Raw genomic sequence first — 12,344 nt, 5'->3', positions numbered from 1 at the left:
CATGCCCCGCCTTTTACGCCATCCCGCCGCCTTGCTCCTGGCCGCCGCCAGCCCTCTGGTGTTTGCCGCCGATCCCGTGCCCTATGCCGACCTTGACACCGATACCAGCGGCCACAGCCATATGCCCGGGGTGGTCAACGTGAAAGGCGAGCGCCAGCATTACCGCAGCCTGTCGGCCACCGGCGCCACCAAGACCGACGCGCTGCTGATGGATTTGCCGCAAAGCGTGCGCGTGCTGACCGGCGATTTGCTGCGCGACGCGGGCGTGACCAGCCTGGCCGGCGCGCTGGAATTGTCCAGCGGTATCGCCAAGCAAAGCCCGCTGGGCGGCCTGTGGGACAGCTACGCCATGCGCGGCTTTACAGGCGACCCGAATTTCGGTTCCGACTATATGGTCAACGGTTTCAGTTCCAGCCGCGGCTACAACGGCATGCGCGATGCGGCCAATACGCAGAACGTGGAAGTGCTCAAGGGGCCGGCGTCGGCCCTGTATGGCCGGGGCGAGCCGGGCGGCACCGTCAATATCACCACCAAGAAGCCCAAATTCGTGCCCGAGTACAATGCCGACTTTTCGCTGGGCAGCTTCAACATGAAGCGTGCCGCCGTCGACCTGACCGGCCCCCTGAGCGACAATTTTGCCTATCGCCTGAACGCCGCGCATGAAAAGGGCGACAGCTTCCGCGACACCCTGACGGTCGAGCGCAGCCTGTTCTCGCCCTCATTCATCTGGCTGCTGGGCGACCGTACCACCGTGTCCTATGAAATCGAAGCCGTGCGCCAGCGCACGCCGTTCGACCGGGGCGTGCTGGCCGTCAATGGCAAGCTCGGCGCGGTGCCCGTGTCGCGCTTCCTCGGCGAACCGAATGACGGCCCGATGACGGTCAAGTCGCTGGGCCAGCAGCTGTTCATCCACCATGATTTGTCCGACCAGTGGATATTGCAGGCCGGGCTGTCCTATCGCGACAGCGAACTGACGGGTTATTCGAGCGAAGCGAACAATCTGCTGGCCGACGGGCGCACCCTGCGCCGCCAGCGCCGCCACCGCGATTTTTCCTCGACCGATGTGTCGGGCCGCATCGAGCTGGTCGGCAAGTTGACTACGGGGACGATCAGGCATGAGGTGCTGCTGGGTGTGGACGCCTACCATTTCGACGACCACCGGGTGCAGCTGCGCCGCAATCCTTCCGCCGGCAACGCCTACGCCATCGATATTTTTGCCCCCGTGTATGGCGGCGTGGCTGATCCGCTGGCGCTGTCGATCGACACCCAGGAAGGGCAGAAGGCGCACGGCCTGTATGCGCAGGACCAGATCGACCTCGGTGCGCAGTGGAAAGCGCTGGTCGGCGTGCGCCACGACAGCTATGACCAGGAGGTGACGAACAACCGCCTGAACGTGAGCAACAATCAGTCGCTGTCGGCCACCAGCCCGCGCGTGGGCCTGGTCTACCAGCCGTCGAAGGCCTGGTCGCTGTATGCCAGCGCGGCCAAGGGTTTCCGCCCGAACAGCGGCATCAGCATCAATAACCAGGCCTTCCCGGCCGAGCAGAGCCGCTCGTATGAGGTCGGCGCGAAACTGGAAACGGGCAAGCTGACCGGCACCGTGGCCGTCTACGATATCAGCAAGCGCAATGTGCTGACCGTCAATCCGCTCAATACCGACTTTGCCGTCGCCGCCGGCGAAGTGGGCAGCCGGGGCCTGGAGCTCGATGTGTCGGGCGAACTGGCGCGCGGCTTGCGCGTCTCGGGCGCCTATGCCTATACGGACGCGACCGTCACGCGCGGCGACAACACCATCGTCACCGGCAGCCGTTTCGCCAACGTGGCGCGCCACAGCGCCAATCTGGTCGCCACCCAGCAGTTCAGCCTGGGCACGGGCACGGCCAGCTTTGGTGGCGGCCTGCAATACGTGGGCGAGCGTTTGGGCGACGTGGCCGTCAGCAGCAAATTCACCTTGCCGGCCTACACCACCGCCAAGCTGCTCGCTTCGTATTCGCCGACGCCGAAACTGCGCCTGGCGCTGAATGTGGAAAACCTGTTCAATCGCAGCTACTATGCCAGTTCCTACAGCCAGCTGTGGGTGGCGCCGGGGGCGGAGCGGACCGTGACACTGAATGCCCATTACCGTTTTTAACCGATGACGAGCATAACCTTGAGCCCTGCCAACGCCTCGCCCGCCACCCTGCGCGCCCGCATCGCTGTCATCGACGTGATGCGCGGCCTGGTCATGCTGATCATGTTGTTCGACCATGTGCGCGAAACCTTCTTCATGCATCACCAGGTCAGCGATCCGATGGACATCTCCATCGTCGAACCGGCGCTGTTTTTTACGCGCACGGCCGCGCATTTCTGCGCGCCGATGTTTGTCTTCCTGACCGGCCTGTCGGCCTGGCTGTATGCGCATCCGGCGGCAGGGCCGCGCAGCGCCACCGGTTTCCTGTTCAAGCGCGGCCTGCTGCTGGTGGTGCTGGAAGTGGTCTTCGTCAATTTCGCCTGGATGGGCACGTTGACGCCGGCGATCCTGTATCTGCAGGTGATCTGGGTGATCGGCCTGTCGATGATGGCGCTGGCCGTGCTGCACCGGCTGCCCCTGAAGTGGCTGGTGGCGCTGGGCGTGGCGATGATCGCCGGCCAGCATCTGCTGACCTGGCTGCATGCGGAGGAGGGCACGCTCGGCTACTATCTGCTGACGGTGCTGCTGCAGCGCGGCTACCTGGTGGCCGACGGCGCCATGAAGATCAAGGCCAGCTATCCGCTGCTGCCATGGATAGGCGTGATCCTGCTCGGCTATGCGGCCGGCCCCCTGTATGCCCGCAGCTGTACACCGCAAGCACGGCGCCGCTGGCTGCTGGCGCTGGGCGGCGGCGCCCTGCTGTCGCTGGCGGTGCTGCGCGGCTTGAATCTGTACGGTGAACACCAGCCATGGGTGGCCGGTGACAGCGCCGTGCAGACGGTGATGAGCTTCCTGAACTTCACAAAATACCCGCCTTCGCTGGACTTCGTGCTGTTCACCCTGGGCTTCGGCATGCTGGGCATGGCCTGGCTGGAAACCCTGGACAACTGGTTCGTGCGCGCCTGCGCCACGTTTGGCGGCGCGCCGATGTTTTATTATCTGCTGCACCTGTATTTGCTGCTGATTATCAGCAGGACCCTGACGGCCGTGCTCGGCATCAACCACGGCGACCGCTATGGCGTCGAGCATGTGTGGCAGGTGTGGCTGATCGCGCTGGCGCTGATGCCGGTGCTGTACTGGCCCTGCCGCGCGTTTGCCCACTACAAGCGCAGCTCGACGCAGGCCTGGGTGCGCTATTTCTGACGGCCGGGAGCTTGAAGCGCTTGATGCCAGGCCTGGCTGCTATTTAATCAGTGCCAGCACCTCGCGAAAGCGCGGATGGCGGCAGTCGCGCAGCCATTCGAAGGCCAGCATTTCCACCGTCAGCAGCTGCGCGCCCAGGGTTGCCAGGCGGCTTAATGCCGCATCGCGGCTCGACGGCAGGCGCGAGCCGACGGCGTCGATGGCGATGATCACCTCGTAATCGCGCTCCAGGAGCCCGATCGCCGTTTGCAGCATGCAGACATGGGCCTCGCAGCCGGTAACGACGATTTGCGTGCGGCCGGGCGGCAAGATGTCGGTCAGGCCATCCTCGCAGGCGCCGAAATGGGTTTTCTGCAGGGTGTTTTGGCACAGCGCGGCAATTTCAAGCGCGTTGGGGCCCAGCTTGCCGCTGTTCTGCTCGCTACCAATCACGGGAATCTCCAGCAACTGCGCAATTTTCGCCAGCCGCACGTTCTGCGCCAGCACCGCCTCGCCATCGTGGATCGCCGGCATCAAGCGCCCCTGCAGGTCGACGATCACCAGTACCGCCTTGCTTGCCTCCATCAGCATCGAGTTCTCCTTGCTTGGTTATTATGGCAGCCACCGGGGCGCGGACGACTCGCCCATCAGATAGCCGTGGTTCAGTTCGATCACTTCGCGCAGATAATTCCATAACGCCCGCACCCGCGCAATATTGCGCCGTTCGCTTGGCGAGACCATCCAGAAAGACCGCTGCAGGTCGATCTGGCCGTCGAGCACGGGCACCAGTTCGCTGGACTGCTGGGCAACAAAACACGGCAGGATGGCCAGCGCCTGGCCCGCGCGCGCCGCGTGGTATTGGGCGATCACGCTGGTGCTGCGAAACGTGCGCCTGGACTCGGGCGCCACATGGTCCATATAGCGCAGCTCGGCGCTGAACACCAGGTCGTCCACATAGCCGATGATGGGATGCTGCGCCAGCTGGTCCACGCTGGTGATGGGGTCATGGCGCGCCAGGTAGGCCGGCGTGGCGTACAGCTTCAAGCGGTAGTCCGACAGTTTCGTCACCACGTAGGGGCCGGACAGCGGGCGCTCGATGGAAATGGCCACGTCGGCCTCGCGCTTGGACAGGCTGACGAAGCGCGGCACGGCGATCAGGTCGACGCTGATATGCGGGTGGCGGCCGCAAAAGTGCGCCAGGTGCGGCGCCAGCACCACCGCGCCAAAGCCCTCGGTGGCGCCCAGCCTGACCTGGCCCGACAACAAGCGGTTGTGCTCGCCCAATTCCTCGGTGGCGGCAAACACCGTGCTTTCCATGGTTTCCGCATAGTCCATCAACCGATGGCCTTCGGGCGTCAGCTGGTAGCCGACGTAATTGCGGTCGAACAGCTGGGTGCCCACCTGTTCCTCGAACTTGCGCATGCGGCGCGAGACGGTCGAGTGATCGATGCCCAGTTTTTTCGCCGCGTCGACCAGACCGGCGCTGCGCGTGAGCTCCAGGAAGACCCGTACATTGTCCCAATCGAGCACTTTTGCCTCCTTGTGCATTTATGCAAAGGAATTATGCATTAATTTCGCTTGAGTGCATATTTTTACACATGCAGAATGCAACTAAACATATAAGAAAAACCCTTCATCCATCAGGAGACACTGCATGAAAAAGACCGTTCTGGCCATGGGCGCGCTCGCGCTCGCGCTTTCCTTCACTACCACCGCCCAGGCACAGATTTCCGATGGTGTCGTCAAGATCGGCGTGCTGACCGATATGTCCGGCCCGTATTCGGCGATGGGCGGGCGCGGCTCCGTCGTGGCCAGCCAGATGGCGATGGAAGACTGCCTGAAGGCCGAATGCAAGGGCATGAAGATCGAGATCGTCTCGGCCGACCATCTGAACAAGGCCGATATCGCCGCCTCCAAGGCGCGCGAATGGATAGACCGCGACAAGGTCGATGCGATCGCCGATCTGACCAATTCCTCGGTCGCGCTGTCGGTGCAAAAGCTGATGAAGGAGAAGGGCGGCATCGCCATGTTCAGCGGCCCGGCCACCGGCCGCCTGACCAATGAAGACTGCTCGCCCAACGGTTTCCACTGGATGTTCGACACCTATTCGCAGGCGGCCGGCACGGCGGCGGCGCTGACCAAGCTGGGACAAAAATCCTGGTACTTCGTCACCGTCGATTACGCGTTCGGCCATTCGCTGGAAAAAGACGCCAGCGACGTCGTCAAGCGCAATGGCGGCACCGTGGTGGGCGCCGTGCGCCATCCGCTCAACGCCTCCGATTTTTCTTCCTTCCTGGTGCAGGCGCAAGGCTCGAAAGCGCAGGTGATCGGCCTGGCCAACGGCGGCGCGGACGTGGTGTCGGCCATCAAGCAGGCGCGCGAATTCCGCATCGGCAGCGGCAAGGACCAGCGCCTGGCCGCCTTGCTGGTGTTCCTGTCCGATGTGCACGCGCTGGGCCTGGAAACGGCGCAGGGCCTGGTCTATGCCGACGGCTTTTACTGGGATTTTGATGAGCGCAGCCGCGCCTTTGCCAAGCGTTTCGAGGCCCTCAACAAGGGCGCCAAGCCGACCATGGTGCAGGCCGGCGTGTATTCCAGCGTCTACCACTACCTGAAATCGGTGGCGGCCGCGAAAAGCGACGACTCGAAAATCGTCGCCGAAAAAATGCGCGAGCTGCCGATCAAGGATGCCGTCATGAACAATGCTTCCATTCGCCCCGACGGCCGCGTGATCCACGATATGTACCTGGTGCAGGTCAAGACCCCGGCCGAGTCGAAAGGCGCGTGGGACTACCTGAAGGTGCTGTCGACCATTCCCGCCGACCAGGCGTTCAAGCCGATGGATGGGGCGGCGTGCAATCTGGTCAAGAAATAAGCCCAACACTTACGGAGTCCATCATGAACCAAGCCCTCACACAAATCCCCGCCGTCCCCCTGCATATCGGCGGCAAGCACCACGCCTCCAGCACCACCGAATGGCGCGACGTGGTCAATCCGGCCACCCAGGAAATCGTCGCGCGCGTGCCGTTTTCCACCACCGCCGAAGTCGAACTGGCGATCAGCACGGCCAAGGAAGCTTTTAAAACCTGGCGCAATACGCCGCTGGCCGCGCGCATGCGCATCATGCTCAAGTACCAGCACCTGATCCGCGAAAATATCGGTGCGCTGGCCGAGCTGATCACGCGCGAGCACGGCAAGACCCTGCCCGATGCGGAAGGGGAGGTCATGCGCGGCCTGGAAGTGGTCGAACACGCCTGCTCGATCGCCACCTTGCAGCTGGGCGAGATCGCCGAGAACGCCGCCAATGGCGTCGACGTGTATAACATCTACCAGCCGCTGGGCGTGGGCGCCGGCATCACGGCCTTCAACTTCCCGGTGATGCTGCCGTGCTTTATGTTCCCGATCGCCATCGCATGCGGCAATACCTTCGTGCTCAAACCATCCGAGCAGGACCCGTCGTCGACCATGTACCTGGTCGAACTGATGTACCAGGCCGGCCTGCCGGCTGGTGTGCTGAACGTCGTGCATGGCGGCGCCGACGTGGTCAACCTGCTGTGCGACCATGCCGATATCAAGGCGGTCTCGTTTATCGGGTCGACCGCCGTCGGCACCCATGTGTACCGCCGCGCCAGCGAGTCGGGCAAGCGCGCCCAATCGATGATGGGCGCGAAAAACCATTGCGTGGTGCTGGCCGACGCCAACAAGGAGCAGGCGATCAACAACCTGATCGGCGCGGCGTTCGGCGCGGCCGGCCAGCGCTGCATGGCCAATTCGGTGGTGGTGCTGGTCGGCGGGGCGCGCTCGTGGCTGCCGGACATCGTCGCCCGCTCGAAAGCGTTGAAAGTGGGGCCGGGCAGCGACCGCGAAGCCGACCTGGGGCCGATGGTGTCGAAAAGCGCCATGCAGCGCGCCGAAAAACTGATACAGGCCGGCGTCGACGAAGGCGCGCAGCTGCTGCTCGACGGCCGTGGCCACCAGGTGGCGGGCTTCGAGGGCGGCAACTTCATGGGGCCGACGATTTTCTCGAAAGTGAACGCGACGAACTCCGTCTACACGCAGGAGATCTTCGGCCCGGCCATGTGCGTGGTGGAGACCGAAACGCTCGACGAAGCGATCGCCTTTATCAACGCCAACCCGAACGGCAACGGCACCTCGATCTTTACCTCGTCGGGCTGGGCCGGGCGCAAGTTCCAGAACGAGATCGACGTCGGCCAGGTCGGCATCAACGTGGCCATTCCCGTGCCGGTCGCCTACTTCAGCTTTACCGGTTCGCGCGCCTCCAAGCTCGGCGACCTGGGCCCGAACGGCAAGCAGGCGCTGTACTTCTGGACCCAGACCAAGACCGTCACGGCGCGCTGGTTCGCCCCGGACGATGGCGGCAGCGGCGTGAACACCACCATCTCGATGAAATAAGGGGCCGCGATGACGACTAAAATCGTTTTTATCGGTCTCGGCAACATGGGCCTGCCGATGGCGCAGAACCTGGCGCGCGCCGGCCACGCCGTCACCGGCTTTGATCTGATGCCGGCCAGCGTGCGGCAGTTTGTCGACGCCGGCGGGCTGTCGTCCGAAGACCAGGCGGCGGCCCTGGGCGAGGCCGATATCGTCGTCACCATGCTGCCGGCCAGCCGCCATGTGCAGGGGGCGTATTTGGGTGCATCCTTGGGTGACACTGGCATCCTGGCGCATGCGAAAGCGGGCGCCTTGCTGATCGACTGCTCCACCATCGCGCCCGAAGTGTCGCGCGAGGTGGCCGCCGCGGCGACCGCCAAAGGCTTGCGCATGATCGACGCGCCGGTCTCCGGCGGCACGGCCGGCGCGGCGGCCGGCACCTTGACCTTCATGGTTGGCGGAGATGAGGCAGACCTGGCCAGCGCGCGGCCGTTCCTGGAACAGATGGGCAAGAACATCTTCCACGCGGGCCCCGGCGGCAGCGGCCAGACGGTCAAGATCTGCAACAACATGCTGCTGGGGATTTTGATGATAGGCACCAGCGAAGCGATACGCCTGGGGGTGGCCAACGGTCTCGATCCGAAAGTGGTGTCGGACGTGATGGCAAAAAGCTCGGGCCGCAACTGGACGCTGGAAGTCTACAACCCTTGCCCGGGCGTGCTGGATAACGTGCCGGCCGCGCGCGGCTACACGGGCGGCTTCGGGGTAGACCTGATGCTGAAAGACCTGGGCCTGGCGGTGGAAAGCGCGGGGGCATCCGGCGCCAGCGTGCCGCTCGGTGAACTGGCGCGCCAGTTGTACGACATGCACAGCAAGGCGGGGGCGGGCGGGCTGGACTTTTCCAGTATTTACAAACTCGATACGCCAGCGTAAGCGGATAGATTGCTGGCGCTGGTGGTGGCGTCGGATTACGCGGGACTGCGCGCCGCCAATCCGACACATGGTTGACGTCACTCCAATTCCAACCGTACGCCATGGCACTAAGCTAAGAATATACAATCAGCAACTTGACCCAGTGCAATAGATGCACCACACAAGGATGCTGATGAACGATACGAGCAAACCCGCCGTCGACGGCGAACAAGTGACGGCCCTGGAACTTGGTCTGAAGGGATTGATCCTGATCGACAAGGACCTGTGGCAGCGCAGCTGCGCCTTTGTGCTGCAGGGCGAGCATCCCATCGTGCTGCAGGAGCTGGCCCAGGCAGGCTCACGGGCGGCTACCTTGCTCGGCCATCCGGGGCGCCTGAGCCACGTCTTTTTTGCCATCGGCACCAGCGACAAGGAAGCGAAGCTGGCGCGCGCCGGGCTGGTGGCGCGCGCGCAGTTTTATAGCCTGCTCGACGCCGATACCCTGTCGCCCGCCATGCTGGTCCGGCTGGGCAAGGTGCTGGCGGCGGCCGACCAGGGCCAGTCGTTCGAGCCGACCGGCGCCGATGTGCCCGACTGGCTGCATTACCTGGTCAACGACGCCCTGTTCGCCACCTGCAGCGAAACGCGCGAGGACGCCACCTCAAGCAACCGGCGGGCCTGGAACGTGCGGCTGCTGATGCGCTTGCTGGCGGTTGAAGACTTGCCCGAAGCGGCGGCGCTGGAGCTGGTGTTCGAACGCCGCCATGTGGCCGACTACATGATGGAACGCTGTTTGCAGCGGCTGCTGGTGCCCAATGTGATCGACAACGTGATGCAGGAGCAGCCCGGTGACGTGCGCGCACTGGCGCCGCGTCTGTCGGCCCAGGGCAAGCGCCTGCTGGCCGGGCGCATCGGCGGCGCCGAAGAGCTGGCGCAAACGTTCGACGATGTGCTGGTGGCGTACGCCGTCGACAGCAGCAAGACCGTGCGCGCGGTGGCCGCGCCGTTTGTCAGCGCGATTGCGGAAGAACGGCAGCTGGAATTGCTGCGCCACTGGCTGGTCGATGGCAAGCTCGATGAGCGCACGCAGGCGGCCGAGCTGCTGGGCCGCACGCCTGCACCGGCGCGGCGCGTTCTGCTCGAACAGGCCCTGGCCAACGAGTCGGGCAAGGCGGCAAAGCAGGCGATCGCCAACGCGCTGTCGCGCATGGGCGAGGCAACCACCGAGGTGCTCGACGGCGCGCCGCCACCGGCGCCCGAGGCGGCGCTCACCTTGCTGGACGAAGAGGCGATGGTGATCCTGCTGGAAAACCATATCGCGCTGCTCAGGCAATGCGACGAGGACGCGCGCCAGGAAATTGAAGAAAACCGTAGCCGGCGCGAGCAGTACGATTGGGAGCAGCAGCGCCGGGAACAGCAGTACGCCATCGGCGAGGCGCAGCTGCGCGCCGTGATCGACGCCTTCAATGGCGAGGGCGACGAGGCAGGCCGCGCGCTGCTGAAGGACCATGCGATGCGCCAGACAATAGAATACCGCGACCGCATCTTCGCGCTGGAAGGCTTCGGCCTGCGCCAGCTGGCGTTGTGGTACGGACCGATACGCCAGCGCTGGTTCTCGGCATGGAACGACGGCCCCCTGCGCGACTGGATCGAGCAGCAGGACCCGGCCGACATCGACCTGCGCACCATCGACACCTTGCTGCGCGTAGCGGGCGCCATGCCGGACCTGATGGCGCTCGACTGCCTGCAGCCGAGCTGGCGCGGTTCGCCCCATGACCTGCTGCCGCCGGAGAATATCTGGCCGCTGTTCCATGAACAGCCGGCGCTGCTCGAGCAGGGCCTGGGCCTGTCGGTGGCGCGCAGCGACGTGACGCTGGAACTGGCCTGGACCCTGAAAGTGATCGAACTGTTCCCGCAGCCCCCCGTGCGCTGGCGGCCGCGCCTGATGGAGCTGGCGCTGGGCGAAGGCAAGACGTATCGCCAGGGCGCGCAGGATGTCTTGCGCAAGGTGCCCGATATCGGCCTGCAGGTGATCGCCAGCCTGGCCTCGAGCAAGCAGGAGGTGCGCAGCGTGGCCGCGCGCTGGCTGGCCGATCTCGATTGCCGCGCCGCCGTGCCGGCGCTGTACCAGGCGCTGGACAAGGAAAGCCGCGAGACCGTCAGCGCCACCCTGATGGCGGCGCTGGAAACCCTGGGCGAGGACCTGGCGCCGCGCCTGCATCCCGACAAACTGCTGGCGCAGGCGCGCAAGGGCCTGACAGCCAAGGCGCCGGCCGGCCTGGCCTGGTTCCCGTTCGAGACCTTGCCCGCCTGCGCCTGGCGCGATGGCGCGCCGGTGGACCCGGACATCCTGCGCTGGTGGGTGGTGCTGGCCTGCAAGTTGAAGGAGCCGGGCGGCAACGGCCTGCTGACCCGCTACCTCGGCTTGCTGTCGCCGGCCAGCCGCGCCGCCCTGGGCGACCAGGTGCTGCGTGCCTTTATCGCCTATGACGAAAGCCACGGCAGCGTGATCGGCGAAAAAGGCATCCTGGCCCTGGCCGCGCAGGCGCCGGGACCGGTAGCGGTGGGCCTGCTGCAGGCCTATATGCGCGCCTTCCATGCGCGCCGCGCACAGATCGAGGCGATGCTCGACAGCCTGGCCGGCGGCATGGACCCGGCCGTGATCCAGCTGCTGCTGGGCGTGTCGCGCCGCTACCGCACCGCCTCGGTGCAGGACAAGGCGCGCGAACTGGTGGAGCAGATCGCCGAACGGCGCGGCTGGAGCGAAGACCAGCTGGCCGACCGCACCGTGCCGACCGGCGGCCTCGATGACGACGGCCGGCTGGAGCTCGATCATGGTGGACGGCCGTTCGTGGTCACGCTCGACGCGGCATTGAAACCGGTGCTGCACAATGCGGACGGCAAGGAAGTCAAGGCGCTGCCAGAGCCGCGCCAGGGCGACGACGCCGACAGCGTCAATGAAGCCAGGCAGGCGCTGGCCGGCTGCAAGAAGGAACTGAAACAGGTGGTCGAGATGCAGACGGCGCGCCTGTACGACGCCATGTGCACTGGCCGCAGCTGGCCGCTGGACGAGTGGAAAAATTATCTGCAGGGCCACCCGATCGTCGGGCGCCTGGTGCAGCGCCTGCTGTGGCTTGCGCAGGAAGCGCAGGACGGCCCATCGACGGTGCTGCGTCCGACCGAAGACGGCAGCCTGATCGACAGTGACGACAACGAAGTGGCACTGGCGCCCGGCAGCGTGCTGCGGCTGGCGCATGCATCGCTGCTCGAACCCGGGCAGGGGGCCGCCTGGCAGCGCCACCTGAAGGACTACAAGGTCAAGCCGCTGTTCGAGCAGTTGCAGCGCGCCTCGCCCGATGCCGCCCTGTTGAACGATATCGAGATCGGCGACCGCCTGGGCTGGGTCAGCGACGCCTACACCTTGCGCGGCGCCTTCGGCAAATTGGGCTATCAGCGCGCGCAGGCCGAGGACGGCGGCATCTTCGACCATTACTACAAGGAGTTTGGCGGCGCCGGCATGCGGGTGGTGATCCATTTTTCAGGCAATGCGCTGCCCGAAGATAACCTGCCGGCTGCCTTGAAACAGTTGAGCTTCGAGCGCTTGTCGGGGCCATGGAAGCAGCGCGCTATGGCGCCGGCGCAGGTGCCGCCAGTGCTGCTGGCCGAGGCCTATAACGACTACCTGGCGGTGGCGGCGCATGGCGCTTTTGACGCCGACTGGGAAAATAAAATGCCCTGGTAGGGCTTT

The 12,344-nt window shown here is 65.0% G+C and carries 8 protein-coding genes; 6 read left to right on the top strand and 2 right to left on the bottom strand.

Going from position 1 to position 12,344, the window contains the following annotated elements; translation table 11 throughout:
- Window position 1: 1 nt before the first annotated feature.
- Window positions 2–2,131 carry a TonB-dependent siderophore receptor gene (locus ASR47_RS09945; protein ID WP_065307619.1) on the top strand — a complete coding sequence of 710 codons (2,130 nt, stop codon included), beginning with the start codon at window positions 2–4 and terminating at the stop codon, window positions 2,129–2,131.
- A gap of 3 nt (window positions 2,132–2,134) precedes the next feature.
- Window positions 2,135–3,313 carry an acetyltransferase domain-containing protein gene (locus ASR47_RS09940; protein ID WP_065307618.1) on the top strand — a complete coding sequence of 393 codons (1,179 nt, stop codon included), beginning with the start codon at window positions 2,135–2,137 and terminating at the stop codon, window positions 3,311–3,313.
- Between the two features lie 39 nt (window positions 3,314–3,352).
- Here ASR47_RS09940 and ASR47_RS09935 read toward each other — a convergent pair whose 3' ends face one another.
- Window positions 3,353–3,883, bottom strand: coding sequence for an isochorismatase family protein (locus tag ASR47_RS09935; protein WP_065307617.1), 531 nt, complete (start codon window positions 3,881–3,883; stop codon window positions 3,353–3,355).
- A gap of 21 nt (window positions 3,884–3,904) precedes the next feature.
- Window positions 3,905–4,822 (bottom strand): LysR family transcriptional regulator, encoded by a 918-nt coding sequence (locus ASR47_RS09930; protein ID WP_065307748.1) that lies wholly within the window; start codon window positions 4,820–4,822, stop codon window positions 3,905–3,907.
- Window positions 4,823–4,946: 124 nt separating this feature from the next.
- Between ASR47_RS09930 and ASR47_RS09925 the strand changes: the two genes are divergently transcribed.
- From ASR47_RS09925 to ASR47_RS09910, 4 genes are all read left to right on the top strand, one after another.
- A complete protein-coding gene (locus ASR47_RS09925) occupies window positions 4,947–6,167 on the top strand; it encodes an ABC transporter substrate-binding protein (protein WP_065307616.1) in 1,221 nt (406 codons plus the stop codon).
- A gap of 23 nt (window positions 6,168–6,190) precedes the next feature.
- Entirely contained in the window at window positions 6,191–7,705 is a 1,515-nt protein-coding gene (locus ASR47_RS09920; protein WP_065307615.1) for a CoA-acylating methylmalonate-semialdehyde dehydrogenase, read from the top strand.
- 9 nt (window positions 7,706–7,714) lie between these two features.
- On the top strand, window positions 7,715–8,617 hold the full coding sequence (gene mmsB / locus ASR47_RS09915; RefSeq protein ID WP_065307614.1) for a 3-hydroxyisobutyrate dehydrogenase: 903 nt from the start codon (window positions 7,715–7,717) through the stop codon (window positions 8,615–8,617).
- Window positions 8,618–8,789: 172 nt separating this feature from the next.
- A complete protein-coding gene (locus tag ASR47_RS09910) occupies window positions 8,790–12,338 on the top strand; it encodes a DUF4132 domain-containing protein (RefSeq protein WP_150127746.1) in 3,549 nt (1,182 codons plus the stop codon).
- The last annotated feature ends 6 nt before the right edge of the window (window positions 12,339–12,344 follow it).

It is taken from the genome of Janthinobacterium psychrotolerans, from assembly GCF_001677885.1.
Classification (GTDB): domain Bacteria; phylum Pseudomonadota; class Gammaproteobacteria; order Burkholderiales; family Burkholderiaceae_D; genus Janthinobacterium; species Janthinobacterium psychrotolerans.
Note: the sequence above shows the minus strand (reverse complement) of the source record. Positions and strands in the feature narration are given on the sequence as shown.